Source organism: Geobacter sp. AOG2 (genome assembly GCF_019972295.1).
Lineage (GTDB): Bacteria > Desulfobacterota > Desulfuromonadia > Geobacterales > Pseudopelobacteraceae > Oryzomonas.
Genome location: NZ_BLJA01000001.1, coordinates 246,920 through 266,487, shown reverse-complemented (window position 1 = coordinate 266,487; position 19,568 = coordinate 246,920). Strand labels below are relative to the sequence as shown.

The following is a 19,568-nucleotide window of genomic DNA, read 5'->3' as shown; positions in this document are numbered from 1 at the left end:
AGCTTTATACTCTATTTTTTACACTTTTATAATTGGTATCCTTCAAAATGGAATATCATCATCCTGAAAGGGTGGTTCCTCGAATCCTCCACCATTAACCGGTTCCGAGGTCACGTCTCCTCCACGGCGCTCGCCCTTGGGCGAAAGCATCTGCATCTTTTCGCCGACAATCTCGGTGGTGTAGCGTTCATTACCGCTGTTGTCCTGCCACTTGCGGGTCTGCAGGCGTCCTTCAATGTAAACGGTCTTGCCCTTGGAGAGGTATTCGCCGGCGATCTCGGCCAACTTCGACCAGAGGGTGACCCGGTGCCATTCGGTGCGCTCCTCCCATTCGCCGCTCTTGCTTTTGAAGCGCTCGCTGGTTGCCAGGTTAAAGCTGGCAACGGCAACCCCGGCCGGGGTATAGCGCACCTCCGGGTCCTTACCCAGATTTCCGATCAGCATGACCTTGTTCAGGCTTGCCATGTTCGTGCTCCTTTTGTGTGAATTAGTAAAAGTTAGTGTCAAAATGGTAAAAGTTATTGTCAAAGTTGCAAATGTTATTGTCAAATCCTATTATTTCAACATGTTACATGTGCCACACTTAACGTGAAATTTGATTTTGAATGCTACATCAAATCTTATAAGTCGCAAAGCAATATTTAACATAACCATACCTGAAAATAATGGATTGGGTAAGCGGTGATCGATCGGACTACCCCGGGGCCAAGTAAATCTCTAGCTGGACCCGCGTGCGAGCTCACTCAGGATGTCATTGCGATGCCACCTCGAATTTGCCAATATCGCTGATATTCCACGGCTCATAATCCTTATGGCGCCGTCCATATTGGCATGACCGGCTTTGCCGCACCATAGATAGGAGAATGTTTCCAGAGTTTGATGGATTCGATATGTCGAGATTATTTTCTTCATGGGATAATCTGTCCGAGCCAGCAACCTTTATGTAAATAGTCATATTCATGTCATTTGCCAAGCGCTCGACAACTTTCTGGTGGAATCGAACATATCGATCATCCCTCAAACTTCGATAATTTTAGAAATTTTTGGTTCCCGATACTCCGCTCCCGCCGTGTGAACTCGCAGATTTGCCAGGATCTCTGCCTCTCCCTGGCTGTGCACATGCCCACAGTAGACATCTATTTGTGACATCGGCTTCTCCTCGGCGAACTTTCGCAGAACATCACCCGTGGCTTTGCAGCCGAAGTGTGGGAGGTAGTAGTCGTCTGTGTTGTGCCCCATATGCCAGCAGGCCTCCGGAAACGGGGGCACGTGCAAGGCCACGAGAATATGAGAGTATCCAGCTGTGGTTGCCATCTCCAATTGATGCAGGAGGTGTGCGGCGGCCTCATCGCCCAAGTGGTGTTGGACCTGCAACCGGGCTTCCTTTGTCGGCTGTACCAACTCTTGAATATGGTAGTAATCATTCAAAATTACTGTTGACCCCTCAGGATTACCCAACCGCCCGTCGGCCAAACCCTCGTGGCCTATCAGGCACGTATCAGGTGAAAGTTCAATAGGACCATGACACACCGATAGCCAGGTCAAATACAGGTTTTCAGACGCCATTTTCCTTACAGTTTCATTCACCTCACGCACCGAACTGCCGTAATAGTCATGGTTACCAAGCACAAAGAAGATCGGCATTTTCATGTTATCTGCGAGTTCATCGAGGTAGCGAGTGAGGTTGTACGATGTGGCAATGTCGCCGGTAATGAGCGTAGCGTTGGCGCTAGACGTACGGAGAGAAGCGCATAGATGACTAAACTCATCGCGTCCTACAAAATTGAGGTGCATGTCTGTTAGCCACGCTATTTTCATTTTTTGCCTTTCACGTTGTCCATCCAGTCTCTTAGCCCCCTACGTAGCCGGGAGCAAGGTGCAAGTTATCGACGCCATAGAGAGCTGGGGAGTTGCGCAGCCAAAGGTGGAACTCGTGGCCTCTGCTGCTGTGATCTGGAGAACAGTCAACGGACCATCTCCTGAGTAGGTAGCCTACCAGCGCGGCCCGGACCTTGAGATTCAGCACTCCGTCCGTTAGACCATAGTCGGCTTCAACGGTAGCCGCATATTTCACGTTCTCGGGATGGGGGACCAATTCGAGTTCCACAATCCGATTCCATTGAATGTCCTGATCTGAAGTTTCAAGTTCATCTATTTCTCCATTTATAATATGCGCTTCCACTATCCTGGTGAGAATCAGGTCGATAAACCCCTTATTATTTCTATCGAACCCCCTTACATGCCAGCGGAATCCATTGTCGGCAAGAGCAAACGGGACGAACTCCCTTGTCGAGAGACCGCTGGTCATCGATCTGTAGGACATCTCGACTGCCTTCTTCTTGTAGATTGCCTGGGTCAAAACGGAAAGAGTGAAGAGCGATATGGAATTTACCGGCCCGAATGACGCAGACCTGACCAAAGGTCGTTCCCGCTCGGGGTAGCCATCTCCGTAGCCCCGCGAAAGCCAGGCAAGAACTCTATCCGCGGAAAACTTAAAAATGGGCTGGAATTCCCTTCCCTGCTTATAGACCCTCACCTTTGCATCATACTCCAGGTTTCCAGGAGCAAGATGTCGGTATAACGAAAGGTCGCGGGTCGCGGCAGCGACCTGAATGCCGAATCGCGAAATAAGATCTTGCCGCTGAATCTCCCCGAAAAAACGGATGCGCAGCTCAATGAAAGCCAGCCGGTCGCGTTGCGATTGCACAAGCTCTTGTATTTCCATTAGTTATCCCCTTTTAAGATAAAAACCACGTCGCCTAATTTCAACTATACAGCGAAGCACAAACAGTGTCAATCATTTTTATCTTGTATTAGAATCTTTTTGATGATATAATTAAATTATTAAGATCGCAATAGGGAGTGGGCGATGGGAAGCAGAAGCCGGAAACCGACGATGAAACTCGTGCAAAAATGGATAGCCCGGGGGTATGGGCAAGGAGAAGGTTTAAACTATCGTCCCTTTTTCCACGTACGGGACGTTCCTTCAAAAGGACGGTCAGCAATAGTGGAAGGTCTCAAAACGGGCCGGATTCACCATTACCTGTCCGATGTTGAATACCAGCACCATGTTTTGGCGGAATTTTCACAAGAGGTTGTGGACATCCGGGAGCAATATGCGCTGCTACCGTGGGAAGAGACCCAGGAGATCGCCAGGGAACTCGGAATACAACATCCCGTCTATCCTTGCACGAATACCCCGATCGTAATGACTTCTGATCTTGTGCTGACCTTACTGGACAGTAATTTGGCGGTGATTTCGGTCAAACGCGCTGCTGACGTGAGAGGAGCGGCCAGCGCTCAGGAACGGACATTGGAAAAATTGCGTATCGAGCAAGAATATTGGAAACGGCGCCGCATCCCGTGGGTGTTGTCGACGGAACTGGACATCTGCCAAGCGCGAGCAAAGAATCTGGCGGCACTCCGAACCGCTATGGTCTCAAGGGAACTCGACCCGGTAATGGCACACTTCCACAACTTTGTTGCCGTCTTCTTGGAAAAGTGGGAACCGAACAAAAACTTGAACTGTATCCTTGCCGAAACCGCGGAAGCTTTGGGAGGGCTGTCCGCTGACGTCACTTTCTGTCTATTTGGACGAGCCGTGTGGCTGCGCCGGCTCCCAGTGAACCTTGACATCCCAATTAATCATTTTTTACCGGTTGCTCTCGTCTGGAGTTGAAAAGGAAGAGATATGCTCGACAAGAATGCGATATTTTTTATCTCGCCAAAATGGATTGGACGACCTTTTGTAGGGCTCGGCAGATTTCTCGCTGTTGACGACGAAGGTTTCGTTGCCTTAATCAAAATTCCCGTTGAGTCCGGCGACTCCAAGAAAGCAAAGCCTAAACCGCTTTGTGGCCCTGTGAAGGTTCCTCTTGCCGAATTTCTTCTTCAGATAGAGCAAGGTCAGGTTACTCCTGCACAATACAGTCCACCAAGATTGATCGCGAGCGGCCTATCCGAGGCGGAGAACCGGGAATTCGAGAAAAACAAAGCCATTATCTGCTCACTAGACCTAGACGATTCCATCCTTTTCAGCACTGAAGCAATGGCCAGGCTTTTGAGAAAGGCGAGCGAGGGGAATAAGGTGTCGGAGCGGAAGATCAGGAGATTGTTGTACACGTTCTATGCGCTTGGGCAGACAGAGCTTAGCCTTATTCCCCAACTGAATAGGCGAGGAGGTCCAGGGCAGGAGCAGAGGGCAGGTACCGCCAAGCGCGGCAGGCGCGCGGCTAGCATGGCATTGGAGGGAAGAGACATTCCTCTGCCCGTGGTCAGAAAAGAACTAAGGGATGGAGTTGAAAAGCATTATCTGCCCGGAAAGAACACTTTTCGTGAAGCTTTCGTAGAAACCTTGAAGGAGCACTTTCACCGTGAAGGCGCCGATCTTAAATCAAAAGAGTTGAACGCCATACTCCTTCCAAAGGAACAGCTGCCGACAAGATGGCAGTATCTCTACGTCATTCAGACTATGGAGAAGGAAAACAAAAAACGGGCCGCAATTCCGGGGAGAATGCGTCAACCGGATGAGCCCGAAGAAATACGTGGCCGGGCAACCGACGGTGTTCTTGGGCCAGGTCATCGTTTTGAAATTGATGCAACAAAACTACAGGTACAGTTGGTGTCGAGGTGGTCGAGGACGGAAGTGGTGGGTAATGCCACGCTTTATATAGTGGTCGATGTATGGTCAAGTGCAATAGTCGGATACTATTTCTCTCTCGAAAATGCGAGCTGGAGGGTGGCTGCCTCGGCATTGGCAAACACTTTCAGCGGCAAATGGCAAGTTTTCGAAAGATTGGCGCTCGACTATTCAAAGGAAGACTGGCCATGTCATCATCTTCCCAGCATCTTAATGGCTGACCGCGCCGAACTACTGACCGACAGCAGCATAGGCGTCCCGAAGGTGGGGATGAAGGTAGAAATTGCTTCTTCGTGGTGCCCTGAGATGAAGGGGACCGTGGAAAGCAAATTCTCAGAGATAAAGAAAGCACATTACAGGCTCCCCGGTTCTTACCCGAAGGACAGGCAACGCGGGGAAAAGGATGGCAAAGACAATGCAGTCCTGACGATCGACGAAGCTGAGCGGATTCTGGTCCAGGCAATTATTGCCATCAACAGGCAGCCGGTATCATCCACGCGGATCCCACCGGAGCTCTTTGAAAGCGGTGTTGAGGATATATCCCGAATAGGATTGTACACTTGGGGCCTTAAGTGCAAACCTGGGCTTACGCGGACCATGTCGGAAGACGATTACAAATACTATCTGCTCTCCCCTGGCACGGCATCGATTGACCATGAAGGCATAAGATTCAGATCCCATGTTTTCAGACCCATATGCTCAATGCTTGAGATCTTATCGATGAAAGAAAACAAGGTCCAAGTACGCTACAACGAGCACAACGCGCAAAGCGTCTATTTTTTCAACCGTTCCTCAGGAGCATGGGAACAGGCATTCAACATGAACCAAAACATCATGAGGAGAGCCTTGGCTTTCTATGAGTGGGACCTCTTCAGGAAAAAATACGAGACATTGGAAGAGGCAGCGAGGATGCAGAACGCTCATGAGGTGGCAAGGAACAGGGATGATGCCAACGGCATCATCCGCATAGCAAAGAAGGAGAAGAAGGCACAAGCCGCCATATCGAAACCTAGCAAAAGCCGTCGTGCGATCAGGCAACATAAGGCTGAAGAGAAAAACGCGGTTCGATCAGACGCCACCCACCAGCTATTACCTGGCTCAACTCCAGAGCCACTGAAACCAATAGTGATTGATGCTAAACCCCGGCCAGCCACAAAATCTGTCGCAGCGATAACTGCGGACCTTTGGGAGGACGAATGAGCGAACTGATTTATACCCCACACCCTTTGCCTGAATTTGCTGGCAATCCACTTGTAGAGGTTCTCAAACCCCTTCCGGCTGATGTAGTCGACAAGATAAAGTTATTAAAGCGTCGGCCGGATTTTAACGAGCATGAGTTGAACCTTAACAGTTCAATGCGGAGACTGTGCACCGCCAGGCTGAAGAACTTCATGTTCCCCATGGATAAACATGTTGAAATTTTCACCAACATTCACAGCCTCATCGTCGGCGGATACAAGGATAGAAATCCGTTGACCGCACAAGGCCAGCAGTCACTGTACCAACAGTCAGCATCGCCATCGACAGTCACATTCTTAACGGGTCTTTCTGGTGCGGGAAAATCCGCGTTGATCCGAGCGATTATGAGGACCATGGGACCACAGGTTATCAATCACAGTGAATATAACGGCAAGCCGTGTCCGTACACCCAGATTTTGTACGTCATGCAAAATGTGCCGGTGAATTCGACAGCGAAAAACATGTGCATGACCCTTGGCAGCGAAATGGACAATCTCCTCCAGAGAGAGATTGTCACCCCGATATTTTCAAAAAACAGGACGCACACCGACTTCATCCTCGGGCTAAAGAAGTCGGTGAAGCATCTGCGTCTCGGGGCTATAGTCATAGACGAACTACAAAATGTGAATCTGAGAAGGGGCGCCAACAAGGATGAATTTCTGGCCATGGTCAGTAATTTCCGCGATGAGCTGGGTGTCCCGATCATATTGGTTGGTACAACGGCTGCGAAGAAGATTTTATTCGCCAATAAGAATATTAGTGTGCAAAGGCGGTTTTGCGACGGAGGGTTTGAAGAACTCGACCCCCCAAAATCCGCGCAAGAGGATGACTGGTACAAGTTTTGTAAAACGATGTGGCGTTACCAATGGGTCAAGGATCCGGTAGGATTTTCCGATGAAATATGCGAACTCCTGTACGACCTGACCCAAGGCGTCACGGGAATCCTCCTCACTCTTTTCATTAACTGTCAAATGGCAGCTATTGGAGGACAAGAGCGTGTAGACGGGCGGTTGGTGGAAAACGTCTATCTGGAGCAAATGAAACCACTCCACGCGGCGCTGGACGCCTTACGCTCGAAAGACCCAGTGATGATTGCCAAATTTGACGATCTCTATTTCAGTGCGGCAAACGAGGTCACGAATTTTGCTGATTGCAGAATGGGCGAGGTGAGCAAATTCGAAAAAGAGGCCTTTGTGGAAACCTCCGCCGTCGAACCAAAATTTTCTGGCGCTCGAAGAAAAAAGGCGAACCCGGAAAGAGTTGCCCAGTTGCGGAAGGAACTGATAGGCGAACAGCAGCACCATCAAAAATTTGACAATATTCTCAATGGATAGGCCCACAATGACTCGTCATTTCCCATCCTTTCCACTACCTGCGGAAGGAGAAACCATTTTCTCCCTCTTTACGCGCTGCAAGGCGACGTCAGGCTTTCCCGCCGATGCGATAGTTCGGGAACTGACGGGGCAGAAACTGAAGTCGCGCCTCATAGCGGCACTGCCTGCGTACCTCCCTACCATGGCAGCGAAAGTTCACAAGAACCATCCTTATAGTGATTCACTCAATGTCGTCAGACATTACAGCCTGTTCCCCTACCTCTCGTATTTTATGCCTGCGCCGATACGTACGGAGCTCGAAACGAAAATAGCTTCGACTGACGTGACCCAGCCAATAGGTCTTGGCATGGGGCTAGCGAAATATCCTGCCAACATCGCGACTGCACCCCGCTATTGCCCTTCTTGTATCGAGGAAGGGATCAAAGCGGAGGGGTTTCAGTATTTTCGTCGCGAACACCAACTTCCTGGCGTTTATATCTGTTGGAAGCATAGACAGCCTCTTTACCATGGATGTAAACTGTGCGGGGAGTATCCGCTCCGTAACAAGACTCTCACTCTCGCGGGAGAATGCAATTGCGAGTCAGGCATAGAGCCTCTCCCAGCCGCTTTGGTGGAAAGCCCTCCATCTCCTTCGCTCTTATGGTTGGCAGAACAGAGCGCTTACCTTCTTACTTCTTCCGGCACGAGGTTCGGCAATTCATCGGCTGCGATCGGGCATAAGTCCGCATCGCAGGCAAGCAATCGGCATGGCACAGTCGATTATCGCGCTGTTGCAGTAAAAATAATGGATTTCTTTGGGGACAATACCCTGAGGTTGCTGAACGTCAATGTGCTAACGAGCGGCCAGCCGGCTCCCTGGATACGAAAATTTTTTTATGGAGATCGCGGACATCGGCCTACGCTGCTTTACCTGCTCCTCATTGGCGCTTATTTCGATTCGGTCAGCCATTTTGAGGCCGAGGGATCAGAGAAAGCAGGCGCGAAGCAGATCGCCCCAAGAAAGGTTGTAAATGCAGCCGGCCTCCTCAGCAAGCATCGCGGGACGCTGACGAAATTGATAAAGGAAACACCCGGGTTATCCCGTAGTGATTTTCAGAAATATGCACCAGGGGCTTACGACTTTCTGATTCGGTATGATAAAGACTTCTTCCAATTACAGCTTCACCGAGCGATGGCCGTAGATGCCCCGCGCGGGCGCAGTATGGGTTGGGCCGCCTTGGACTCGACGAAGGCTTGCGAACTCGAAGAACTTTTTACGCAGGAATATAACAAGATCGAAAAACCTGTTTATATCACTCCGACTTCAGCTCTTCGTTCATGCCGAATTTTCGAAAAATTTCGGGCGGACTCCTCGCGTTTCCCGGAGGTCACCAAGGTCCTGACCAAGAACCTTGAAGACAGAGACAGTTTCCATAAAAGGCGGCTGCGTTGGGCGATTACGGAGATGAGACGGACAGGCACACCGATATCGGCGAACAGGCTACGAAGGGTAGCGGATTTCGAGCTCAAAGTGTTGCACCGTCACCGGGATTTTATTCTCGCTACAATCCAGGAACTAGGCGCGGATGTTGATGATAGATCTTTTCTTGCTTGATTAGAAAATGTCAACATGCCCCGTCTCCTGTCATTCAAACAAAACTAACAGTGATTGACTTAGGACCTGCTTCTTAAATAGCAAATATACAAAATAATAATAGAAAAATCGTTCACAATATTTTTGATAGCCAAATATCATATTTTCTAATATTATTTTGTATTTATACTTATTTGTTTCTATAAGTATGTTTAACAACATTATTTACAAATATTGTTTTAATATATTTATAATTTTAAACATGTTTATACATTATTTTTGATACAAGAGAAGTATAATCACTTGGGGTATTCACGTTATAAAATGACAACTCTACATTAGATATTGAGTCTAGTTTATCAAAAGTAACAAATCTAGTCCGAATACGGTCCAATAAGTTCAGCAGTTTTCGGTCGTTCTGTTTAATGGCCTGTTCTACAGCCAAAAGGCAACGTCGATTATAAAGGGCATATATGGGTTCTTTGCCATCTGAACTAATCGGCACTATAGCGTCATATTCACCCATATCAGAACAGAGCAATCGTATCACATCTGGATTAATGAAAGGTACATCGCAAGCCGTAACGAATAACCATGCATTAGAACTAGCTGTCAGGCTCGCATGCAATCCAGAAAGAGGGCCGAAACCATTATGAATATCATTAACTTTATGGCAGGGTAGAAATGAGTAAACTTCTGGAGTATTAGTAACCAGTATCACGTCCTTAAAAATCTGGGCCATGGTTAGATAAATAATTTCTATCAGGGATAACCCACAAACCTTCAGTAGAGCCTTATTTGTCCCCATGCGACTGGAGGCTCCACCGGCCAAAATCACTCCAGTAATGCTATCATATAACTTCCCAGTGCCACCTTGCACACAACCAACTATTTCACCTAGCTCATTTGCCCGTATGCCGGGCAATTTGCATGAAAAACGCCCTCCGCAATCGCTCTGGTCGCCGCAGATCTTCTCCACGGCATGGCCGATGACCGACCAGAATGCCTCCAGGTTCTCTAGGGCCCCTTTGGGGCTGCCCGGTAGGTTGATGATGAGCGTCTGGCCGCGAACCCCCGCAACCGCCCTGGAAAGGGACGCCATGGGGGTCTTCTCCAGGCTCCTCAGGCGCATCAGCTCGCCGATGCCGGGGATCAGGCGCTCCACGACCTTCATGGTCGCCTCGGGGGTCACGTCCCGGGGCGAGACCCCGGTGCCGCCGGTGGTCAGAATCAGGTCTACCTTGCCCCCGTCTGCCCAGGCGCCCAGCACGGCCACGATCTGCTCGAAATCGTCGGAGATCACCTGGGCCTCCACCGTGCTCACCCCTTTCTCCGCCAGCCAGGAGGCCAGCGCCGGGGCGCTTTCGTCAACCCGCTCGCCCCGCGACCCTTTGTCGCTCAAGGTCAGAATGGCCGCTCTCAACGTTCCTCATCCCGGCGGTATGCTCCACTTTTGCCGCCTACCTTGTATAAGAGCCGGATGTTGTCGACGGTGACGGATTTGTCGCTCCCCTTGCACATGTCGTAGATGGTCAGGGCCGCCACGGCCGCGCCAGTCATAGCCTCCATCTCGACCCCGGTGCGTTCGAAGGCGCGCACGGTACACATGACCTCGATCCTTCCGCCGGCCTGGTCCTGTTCGAAATCCACCGCCACGGAATGGAGGGCCAGCGGGTGGGAAAGTGGGATCAACTCCGGCGTTTTTTTTGTCGCCATGATACCGGCCAGCCGCGCGACCCCCAGCACATCGCCCTTGATCACGGCACCGGTCCGGATGGCGGTCAGCAGTTCCCCCGACATGCGCACCTCCGCCGCTGCCGTGGCGGTCCGCATAGTCGCCTGCTTGGCGCTGACATCCACCATGACGGCATTACCCCGAATATCGAAGTGGTTGAATTCCATATTAGTTATAAATTTTCCTTAATATAAGGATTACACATAGGCTGCCATAGCTCCTTATGTGAGAATGTGAGATGGGATTTGAATCACATTTGATCTATATGATTCCCATAAAAGTGTGCGTCAATCTCATCACCAATGGCAAAATATGTCTTCTCGAGTGAAAGAACGGCAAGGGCTTCGGCATCCACCATGGTCCTAAGGATTGCGGTTTGCTGATTCCCGGCCGACGTTGCGTACCAGCGGCCGTCTTCCCGTTCAAGACGGATACGTGCGATCTGGACCTTGCCTGGTTTTTTGTGCAACTCTTCTCGCAAGATGGCCTTGAAGAGCGGACGCAACACCCTACGATAGCCCTGCATCTTGAGTAAAGCCGGCCGCACGAATTCCTCAAATGTAATCATTGTGGAGACCGGGTTGCCGGGCAGAGAAAAAACTGGGGTTGAGCCATGTAAGGCAAAGGCCGTCGGTCCGCCGGGTTTGACGCCCACTTTCCAAAAAAGCTGCCGCGATCCAAGTTCTGCAAGGACATCACGAACGAGATCTCGGTCACCAGCAGACACTCCAGCTGAAGTAATCAAAACATCGGCTTTCAGCCCTTCCAGAAGTTTCTCCAAATGGCTTTCACGCACATCCCTTGCAATGCCAATGACCAACGGTACCGCACCAGTTTCCCGCACCGCTGCGGCCAAGGATAGGGTATTGCTATTAACAATTTCGCCCACCCCTGGAGTGGTGCCCAACTCCACTAACTCGTCACCCGTAGAGAGAATTGCTACGGAGGGTCGTCTATAGACAGGCACCAGGGCAATCCCAAAAGAAGCCAGCATATTTATTTCAGGAGGTCGGATGATCGAGCCAGCTTGAATAAAAGCAATACCTGCGTGGACATCCTCACCCTTAAATCGGATATGCTGCCCCTTTACAACCGGCTCCCGCAGGGCGATCTCGTGGTCGTTTTTATCAGTTTCCTCCAGTGGTACTATCGCATCACACCCATCGGGGATCGGCGCGCCTGTCATGATCCTGATGGCGCATCCTTGCTCCACACACACGCCACCAGCATTGGTGCCGGCAGGCAAAAATGCGTTTACCCGCAACATTCGGGGTACAATGTCGCAATCAGCGAATTTGACCGCATAACCGTCCATCGCTGAGTTATCCCACAATGGCATGTCCCGTGGTGCTATCATGTCCTCAGCAATTACACGTCCAGTGGCGTCCAATAAATGTACTCGCTCTGTACCAACAGGAGACACAGAGGATAAAATGATGTTTATTGCCTCATCGAATGAAACCATCCAATTTCTCCTGATCATGCTTGTAATCTGATACACATATCGGCCATGCTAACCCGCTGATACCAATATTCAGGCCTCGCAAAGCTACAAAGCTGTCCCAATATAATTAACTTGAAAACTCTGCAACCAAATTGTCGTTTAATTTTCATTTTTGTCAGAATAGGCTAACTTCCGTAAGTTCAGACTGACAGTAACCATCTCAACTTTAAACTATTGGCTGACTTATATATTCTTCGAAGGTCCGGTCATACATTTTTATATGTACGAGCCAGAGCAAGCGAATATGAGCTAAATCAGCGACCAAAACTTCGTGGCCAACAATGGAGCGGTGGTGAAGTTCAGCGGTGCTGCTGAAGATGAATCGATGATGGGCACAATGTTCCATGGTTCTGGGAAAGCCAACCATATCCATGCAAACATTCTCGGAAGAAACATGGTTCACTATATTTCCCAACAAAAAATCAAACTCAGTTGTCAAATTACGTCCTGGTTGGTTACTGAGAAGTTCGATCATTTCATCCAGTTTGCCGATGATGCACCTATATCGGCTATCGCTGATGCTATTTACCTCGCAAATTTCTTGTACATCCCTCAGCATTTCCTGTGTAGGTTTGCTATATTCTACGTAAGTATGAAATTCCATGATCAATGCCCTTTGGCTTGAATCGAAATTCCCCGTTAGATAGCCAGGTGCTGCCGTCTGGTAATAAAATATCGGGAAATATGGCCTGAAGTTATGCTCTTTAATAGGCTGCATAGCAAAATTATCTGAATATGGATTGTGTTATTAATCAATACACCTCACCTGATCAACAGGGCGAATAGTCCCGCCAATAAGGACCTTGGCGAAGATACCCTCCCTGGGCATAATGCAGTCTCCAGCCTGGTTGTAAATGTTGCAATGAGTATGGCAATCCTTACCAATCTGGGTAACCTCCAGTAAGGTTTCACCCACCTGGAGACGGCTCCCCACGGGGAGCACAACCAGCTCAATGCCCCTGGTAGTGATATTTTCAGCGAAATCACCCGCGCTCACATCCAGTCCTAGCGCCCGCATCTTGTCAATGCTCTCCTCGGCCAACATGCTTATCTGGCGGTGCCAGTCGCCGGCATGGGCGTCCCCCATGATTCCATGATTTTCCTGGACTTGGACCTCAGGCACCGGCGTTTTGCGCTCACCCTTTTTTTCACTGATGCAGATAGCGACGACCTCCGCCATTCTATCCTCCAATCTGTGCCATCATAAAATTCTCGTACCCGTGCCCGATAAAGGAGATATTATGCCGCACAGGTTTAGCCTTGACGATGTCCCTAATGGTATTTTTCAGTTTCAGGCTATCCAAAGGACGCAGACAATGGAGCAGGTCAGTCTTGTCGTCAGAGAACAGGCATCCCTTGGCCTGGCCGGTGGAGGTCACCCGGATACGGTTGCACTCCTCGCAGAAATGGTCCGACACGGCGGTGATGATGCCGATGGTGCCGCGGGCGCCGGGGATTCGGAAGTCCCGGGACGGGCCGGCATAGGCGCCCTTGCATACGTGCTCCAGCGGGTAGCGCGCCGCGATGCGCCGGAGGATCTCCTCGCCGGGAATGGAGTAGCGTTGCCACCCCTCATCTTTGATCACCGGCATGTATTCGATGAAACGCACCGAATTGCCGCGGTTCCGGGTCAGTTCGGCAAAGTCGAGGATCTCTCCGTCGTTGACCCCGGCCATGACGACCATGTTGATCTTGGGGGGCGGGAAACCGGCTCGTTCGGCCGCATCCAGTCCCCGCAGCACCGCATCCAGATCGCCGCCCCGGGTGATGGCGCCGAAGGTCTCCCGGTTAAGGGAGTCGAGGCTGACGTTCAGGCGTTGCACCCCCGCCGCGTGCAGGTCGGCGGCCATTCGCTCCAGCAGGAGGCCGTTGGTGGTGAGGGCCAGGTGGCGGAGGCCGTCGATCCTGGAGAGGCGGGAGAGGAAGTCCACGATGCCGGCCCGAACCAGCGGCTCGCCGCCGGTGATGCGGATCTTCTCGATCCCCAGGCCCACGGCGGCCTCGGCGATCAACAGCAACTCCTCGTAGCGTAGGACCGCGTCGTGCCCCTGGTCGGCAACACCCTCTGCGGGCATGCAGTAGGAGCAGCGCATGTTGCAGCGGTCGGTCACCGACAGGCGCAGGTAGTTTATGGTTCTCCCCAGGGAGTCAGTCAGTTGCACGGATGATCCGCTCCTCCACGAAATCCGCCACCTGTGCAGGGTTGTTCAGGTCCAGCACCGGCACGTCCAGGTTCAAAGGTTCATCGCTGGCCACCGCCAAAAGGCTCGGGTCGTGTTCCTCGCCCCGGCAGAGCAGGGTATCGCTTCGCTCCCGGCGATGGACCTCGATCTTGGGGAGGCCGCTTTTCTTGAACCCCTCGGTCAGGACCAGGTCCACGTCGCCGAAATAGGTGGCGATCAACTCCTCGATGGGTGGGGAGGCGTCGTGTTTCTTGATGACGGCCAGTTTTTCCGGCGAGGAGATCAGCATGGTGTCGGCGCCGGCCTGGGTCAGGCGGTGGCTGTCCTTGCCCGGATGATCGATATCGAAGCGGTGGGCGTCGTGTTTGATGACCCCCAGCCGGTAGCCCCGGCCCTTGAGTTCGGTAATAACCTTCTCCAGCAGGGTCGTCTTGCCGGTGCCCGATTTTGCGACGAATGAAACGGAACGGGTGGTCATGGATTCCTCTTAAGCCGTCTTAAGCCGATTTAATATCGGCATTCACGAACAGGGGTAATAGAAAACACTTAAATCATTAGAAAACGTTCTACCACCGCCATATTCAGCTATTTATCGCTACACTTTGAATTGCCCCATATACATCTTCAGATCTTCTGCTAGATTTGAAAGTTGATTGGTAGCAACTACGGACTCGTTACCACTTTGAGCGGAATGCTGCATCGCCTCGCAAATATGCTGGATGTTCCTGCTAATTTCGGCCGTGGTGGCGCTCTGTTCCTCAGCAGCCGTGGCAATCTGGCTGATATGGGTGTTCACTGAGTTTACCTGTTCTTGGATAACCCGAAGCGCTACACCAGATTTTGCAGCTTCATCCATTCCTCTCTCCACCTCTGAAATCCCCTCATTCATGGCGAACACTACCTCAGCTGTCTCGCCCTGGATGGCCTTGATCATATCGCTGATCTCGTGGGTTGCAGTAGTCGTTCGTTCCGCAAGAGCTCTGACCTCGTCGGCTACAACTGCGAACCCACGACCCTGTTCACCTGCACGTGCAGCTTCAATGGCGGCGTTCAGAGCCAAAAGGTTGGTCTGATCAGCAATATCTTCAATTGTACCTATAATTTCACCTATTTGGTCGCCACAGCTCCCTAAGCTTTGTACTGTTTTTGCGGTTTTCTTCACCCGGTTAGCGATGCGGTTCATGACCCGAACGGTATTTTCAACGACATTCACACCATTTTCGGCAGTTTGGCTAGCCTGTAGCGCCTCAAATGCTGCGGTCTGGCAATTCCGAGATATATCGCCACTAGTGGTAGACATTTCCTCGCTGGTTGTTGCTAGCGAATCAAATTGTGTGGCAATCCCTACGGCTTCGGCGGTCATCTTATCGGCAAGGTCAAGCAACCTGGCGGCTTCAAAAGCCACGCTGTCGCTATTAATTGAAACTTTAGAGATGATGCAATTCATTTTTTCAATGGTACTGTTCGCCTCATAGGCCAACATACCAATTTCATCCTTTCCAACGATGTTAGAACGGGCTGTAAGATCTCCCCCTGCCGCGGCCTGAAGTGTTTCTCGGGTTGTTTTGAGTGGTCGAGTCATTGAATTGGAAATCATATTGCCAGTGATGATGGATATAACTATCAGTATGACAACAATAGCAAACAGCATAACGTTCATACGTGAAAAACTGAGAGCTCCCAAGGTAGCAATTAGTAACAATCCGATACAGTTAATTATCGCAAAGGCCATAATTTTGTTTCTTGTCTTTATATTAATTAATACATCCAATTTTAGTTCCTCGCATCTGATATAAATACAATTTATTAACAAGAAATAAGTATTTAAACATTACTTATAAATAATTCTGTTTTGTTATTTGATAAATTTTGCTAAATACTACTTTAATTTGTTATTTATCCTGATTTATAAATCGTTTTATTATTTATATATAATATACTTTATTAAAAATTGTTTGCGGCGTAATAGGCTTTTGATATTGCTAAGTTTTTAAATTCTTGTGCACGATCAGGATAAGCATCAACGCCTTCGATCACGATTGCTTCAAAGCTGTCAACCCCCAAAAACTGCATTAATGATTTAAGATACGGTACTGAGTGGTCCTCATCTTTCCCATAATGAAAACCGCCAGAAGAATGAATATGGAAACACTTTTTACCCTTATTTTTCAGAAGCCCTATAGGGCCAGTTGGTGTATAAGCAAAAGTTTTACCGGCCACACAGATCGCATCTATATACATTTTGAACTCAGCGGGAAACCCAAGATTATACATTGGAGTCACAAATACATATTTGTCTGCCGAAATGAACTGGTCAGCATGATTCGAAATCTGTTCAATTTTTTGTTGTTCAGTCTGCGTTAGAGAATCAAAGTTTCCGCCGCATCGCATTTTTTTCAAGCCATTTAACACATCAGCATCAATTTGTTGTATCTTGTCACGATAAAGATTCAGAAATTGCACTTCATCCTCAGGATTGTGCTTGATGTATTCTTTCAAAAACTCTTTTCCAACCGTAAGGCTGCAAGATAATTCTTCAGATTTCAAATTACATGTAACATAAAGTAGTTTTGCCATATTTTTCCCTATCAATATTATGTATTATTACACAATAAAACAGTTTGCTCTGTACTTATTTTGTAGATATTCCAAACATTTTAAAGCTAAGCCACATACAAATCGGATCGACAATGATGCTCACGACATAGCACGGACCCCACAAGAAGGGAATTGGTCGAAACCATGCATTAAGTAACAAGTCAAGGTCGGTTGGAGGCCTCAAAACCGACGCTCCCATCATAGCTTTCGCTCCGCTAAATGGGGCGCCAAAATAATAATGAGTGATTGCCGTGATGGCAAAATTCATGATCAACAACATGATGGTAATGACGGCCATATTACGAATAAGGACCTCGCCGGGGGTTCCCGGCTTTGCTCCAAGCTTGTGTGCCACTACAGTACAAAATCCTCCCACATTAAATATAGTTGCAAACAACGATCCGACAACAGTACCTATTGCCGTACACATAGGAACAACCATTTTAAATGTTGTAATATCTACAAAACCATCAAAAGCAACAGCCATATATATACTAACTACAACTGAAATTATAATAGATACCCAAACATTAATTGAAAGTATGAAAAACAATTTTTTAAATCCTGTCATCATTAAGCCCCCCGAATTTGATAGTTATGATATTCATTCAGTTACAATTAATTATTAATATTGATTTTTTATATTGAGTTTTTTTGATGTACTTTATGCTCTTTGAGTTACGACGCTGACGGTTGCCTTTGTGAGTACCACAACATCGAAAGTGGCGTAAGCTTATAGCTTCATTCCTGGAACTACGGCTATACAAGAGCTTTACCGATCTACTTAGTTCATTGAAGTGTTCAGACCAGCAGGCGACAGAGTGCAGATTTACCATGTACAACCTCCTCCCCCGCCGCAAGCAGCGGGGGTTTGCAGACTTGGTTGATATTTGAATTTTCACTAGCGTCTGATAATCTGGCCCACTAATATTCCATCCCTAAAATGGTATGGCGAACTCCGTGAACACCATATCGCCCTTTGCGTGGTTTCGAGCTTCAATATCATGCCACCAAAGAATATTCACAAATGCTCCAGGTTTGATAAAGGGAAGCATAATTCTTGAAGCAGGACCTATCCCTGTAGCCCCGTATAGGTTATCTTTATTCCACCCGACATCACTGCCAGAGTCTTTTGTGATCTGCTGAACATTATAAACAGTGCCGCCTAGGTTAAAATTCGGAGTGAGTTGGTAACCAAAACCAGCCTCAGTGGTCAGATTGTCACCTGGTTTTATATCGTAACTAGACATCTTTGTTGATGTTTCATAGGTTTCCATCAACGATAAAGATAAATCCCTATTCTTATCAAGCCAGTATGTCCCGCGGAGTTGGAAATCAAATGACCAAAAATCTTTTGCATAATTGCTTGCTCTTGCTTTGCTGTAATTGCCAATGCCTGCGAATAAACCAGCGCGAGTACTGATGGCAAATTTGTCAAACATCCACCCCTGCATGAATTCGATACTCGGGTCGCCTATGCTCATTGTGTATTCATCTTTTAATGGTGCGCTACCATTAAACTTGGTTGCCGTATAGGCAGCAGTGGCTGCGACGTTGAAGCCTGTAGTGCCACCAAGCAGGCCTTGTTTGAACATATGTATATATCGCAACGTTACAACCGCAGCATTAAAGTCTGGACCCGGTGTTAAGTCTCCGCTATTTTTTGTCGACTTATCGAACGTATAATATGGCAGTGCGATTAAAAAATAATCACCCGGAGGGTTCATAGCTCCGTTGATAGCATTTGGTCCGATATTGTAGTGGCCCATTGGTTGTGCCATCAGTGAACTAGCAAAAACTAAACCAGTATTAGATAACAATATTGTTAGTGCTATACTGATATTTATAACTAGATTTTTCATTTTATCTCCTGTCAATTTAATATTTATTACATATTAAATATTACTATTTCATAATTATATTTTTATATTTTCAATATATACACTTTTGTTCAATTCTACATTAACTGATTTTGCTATTTTATTATCTACAATAATATCCAAAGTATATTGTCCGCTATTTTCATCAAGCTTATCGAATTTAAAATCACCATAATTATCTGTAAATATGCTAGCTAACACAGTTTGTTTTCTTTTAAGAACAATTTTAGCACCTTTAACACAATCCACCTTGTCCCCGCTTTTCATAGCAACACTGCCTGCTATAAATGCTTTAGTGAATCTGTACAGATTCTTATATAGAGTCAGTGGGCCCGTTTTCAAATTCGGCTTATAGGCTTCCAGCTCCTGAGACTTTATAAGGTTTGAGCGTTCTTCATCGGTCATATACTCAAGACGCAGTGCACCTGTTGGGCACACCTGGGCACAACGCGTAGTTTTCCACCCGTCATCAAGCAAGTGAGCACACAATGTGCATTTTTGCGGTAGTTTTTCCGCATCATTCCAAACTATCGCGTCATAGGGGCACATTTTCACCAATTCAGGCTGCATTTTAGCTCTGATCGGATCAATAAGAACAACACCGTCGGGGCGCCGACTAATTGCGTTGTTTTTTGCTTTAGTGGTACATGGGGCTTCAGCACAATGCATACAGATGTGTGGTCTGAATACTACGTCTATAAGAGAGCCATGCCCCCGCTCGTTACGCGGCAACTTTATCCAAGCATGATTGTTTCTTGGTTGTTTTGCGCTATACCCTGGAAAAGTGTTGTCACTGTATTCATCCTTACATGCGAGGTAGCAACTGCCACAATCCTCACAGAGAGCTGGATCAATAACCATAAAATGTTTTTTTGATGACATA

Annotated in this window: 18 protein-coding genes and 2 pseudogenes; 4 read left to right on the top strand and 16 right to left on the bottom strand. The window is 48.4% G+C overall.

Annotation, left to right across the window (positions count from 1 at the left end; translation table 11 throughout):
• Nucleotides 1-42: 42 nt before the first annotated feature.
• The 3 genes from LDN12_RS01180 to LDN12_RS01170 all read right to left on the bottom strand — a co-directional run bounded on the left by LDN12_RS01180 (nt 43) and on the right by LDN12_RS01170 (nt 2,725).
• The gene (locus LDN12_RS01180) at nt 43-465 is read right to left on the bottom strand and encodes a single-stranded DNA-binding protein (protein WP_223920824.1); all 423 of its coding nucleotides are present in this window, start codon (nt 463-465) and stop codon (nt 43-45) included.
• Between the two features lie 552 nt (nt 466-1,017).
• Nucleotides 1,018-1,818 (bottom strand): metallophosphoesterase, encoded by an 801-nt coding sequence (locus LDN12_RS01175; RefSeq protein ID WP_223920823.1) that lies wholly within the window; start codon nt 1,816-1,818, stop codon nt 1,018-1,020.
• A gap of 31 nt (nt 1,819-1,849) precedes the next feature.
• A complete protein-coding gene (locus LDN12_RS01170) occupies nt 1,850-2,725 on the bottom strand; it encodes a WYL domain-containing protein (RefSeq protein WP_223920822.1) in 876 nt (291 codons plus the stop codon).
• A 171-nt stretch (nt 2,726-2,896) separates the two neighbouring features.
• Between LDN12_RS01170 and LDN12_RS01165 the strand changes: the two genes are divergently transcribed.
• The 4 genes from LDN12_RS01165 to LDN12_RS01150 are packed head-to-tail and all read left to right on the top strand — an operon-like array spanning nt 2,897 to nt 8,806.
• Complete coding sequence (locus LDN12_RS01165) at nt 2,897-3,679, top strand: TnsA endonuclease N-terminal domain-containing protein (RefSeq protein WP_223920821.1); 783 nt, start codon at nt 2,897-2,899, stop codon at nt 3,677-3,679.
• A 12-nt stretch (nt 3,680-3,691) separates the two neighbouring features.
• Entirely contained in the window at nt 3,692-5,839 is a 2,148-nt protein-coding gene (locus LDN12_RS01160; protein WP_223920819.1) for a hypothetical protein, read from the top strand.
• Nucleotides 5,836-7,212 carry an ATP-binding protein gene (locus tag LDN12_RS01155; protein ID WP_223920817.1) on the top strand — a complete coding sequence of 459 codons (1,377 nt, stop codon included), beginning with the start codon at nt 5,836-5,838 and terminating at the stop codon, nt 7,210-7,212. The genes LDN12_RS01160 and LDN12_RS01155 overlap by 4 nt, the downstream gene beginning before the upstream one ends.
• A 7-nt stretch (nt 7,213-7,219) precedes the next feature.
• Nucleotides 7,220-8,806 carry a TnsD family transposase gene (locus LDN12_RS01150; protein ID WP_223920815.1) on the top strand — a complete coding sequence of 529 codons (1,587 nt, stop codon included), beginning with the start codon at nt 7,220-7,222 and terminating at the stop codon, nt 8,804-8,806.
• A 235-nt stretch (nt 8,807-9,041) separates the two neighbouring features.
• Here the strand turns inward: LDN12_RS01150 and LDN12_RS17930 are convergent.
• The 13 genes and pseudogenes from LDN12_RS17930 to LDN12_RS01085 all read right to left on the bottom strand — a co-directional run.
• A pseudogene (locus LDN12_RS17930) lies at nt 9,042-9,614 on the bottom strand (molybdenum cofactor guanylyltransferase); the annotation flags it as partial.
• A 114-nt stretch (nt 9,615-9,728) separates the two neighbouring features.
• A pseudogene (locus LDN12_RS17925) lies at nt 9,729-10,208 on the bottom strand (molybdenum cofactor biosynthesis protein B); the annotation flags it as partial.
• Complete coding sequence (gene moaC / locus LDN12_RS01135; protein WP_223920810.1) at nt 10,205-10,687, bottom strand: cyclic pyranopterin monophosphate synthase MoaC; 483 nt, start codon at nt 10,685-10,687, stop codon at nt 10,205-10,207. The gene moaC and the pseudogene LDN12_RS17925, both read right to left, overlap by 4 nt.
• Before the next feature lie 83 nt (nt 10,688-10,770).
• Nucleotides 10,771-11,985, bottom strand: coding sequence for a gephyrin-like molybdotransferase Glp (gene glp, locus LDN12_RS01130; protein WP_223920808.1), 1,215 nt, complete (start codon nt 11,983-11,985; stop codon nt 10,771-10,773).
• Between the two features lie 205 nt (nt 11,986-12,190).
• The gene (locus LDN12_RS01125; RefSeq protein WP_223920806.1) at nt 12,191-12,742 is read right to left on the bottom strand and encodes a hypothetical protein; all 552 of its coding nucleotides are present in this window, start codon (nt 12,740-12,742) and stop codon (nt 12,191-12,193) included.
• 30 nt (nt 12,743-12,772) lie between these two features.
• Entirely contained in the window at nt 12,773-13,204 is a 432-nt protein-coding gene (locus tag LDN12_RS01120) for an MOSC domain-containing protein (RefSeq protein ID WP_223920805.1), read from the bottom strand.
• 1 nt (nt 13,205) lies between these two features.
• A complete protein-coding gene (moaA, locus tag LDN12_RS01115; protein WP_223920804.1) occupies nt 13,206-14,186 on the bottom strand; it encodes a GTP 3',8-cyclase MoaA in 981 nt (326 codons plus the stop codon).
• Entirely contained in the window at nt 14,173-14,685 is a 513-nt protein-coding gene (mobB, locus tag LDN12_RS01110; RefSeq protein ID WP_223920803.1) for a molybdopterin-guanine dinucleotide biosynthesis protein B, read from the bottom strand. The genes moaA and mobB overlap by 14 nt, the downstream gene beginning before the upstream one ends.
• 117 nt (nt 14,686-14,802) lie before the next feature.
• Nucleotides 14,803-15,978, bottom strand: coding sequence for a methyl-accepting chemotaxis protein (locus LDN12_RS01105; RefSeq protein WP_223920802.1), 1,176 nt, complete (start codon nt 15,976-15,978; stop codon nt 14,803-14,805).
• 173 nt (nt 15,979-16,151) lie between these two features.
• Nucleotides 16,152-16,784 carry an FMN-dependent NADH-azoreductase gene (locus LDN12_RS01100; protein WP_223920801.1) on the bottom strand — a complete coding sequence of 211 codons (633 nt, stop codon included), beginning with the start codon at nt 16,782-16,784 and terminating at the stop codon, nt 16,152-16,154.
• A gap of 55 nt (nt 16,785-16,839) precedes the next feature.
• Nucleotides 16,840-17,379 carry a hypothetical protein gene (locus tag LDN12_RS01095; RefSeq protein WP_223920800.1) on the bottom strand — a complete coding sequence of 180 codons (540 nt, stop codon included), beginning with the start codon at nt 17,377-17,379 and terminating at the stop codon, nt 16,840-16,842.
• Between the two features lie 364 nt (nt 17,380-17,743).
• Complete coding sequence (locus LDN12_RS01090; protein ID WP_223920799.1) at nt 17,744-18,667, bottom strand: transporter; 924 nt, start codon at nt 18,665-18,667, stop codon at nt 17,744-17,746.
• A gap of 54 nt (nt 18,668-18,721) precedes the next feature.
• Nucleotides 18,722-19,567 carry a 4Fe-4S dicluster domain-containing protein gene (locus tag LDN12_RS01085; protein WP_223920798.1) on the bottom strand — a complete coding sequence of 282 codons (846 nt, stop codon included), beginning with the start codon at nt 19,565-19,567 and terminating at the stop codon, nt 18,722-18,724.
• Between the last annotated feature and the right edge of the window lies 1 nt (nt 19,568).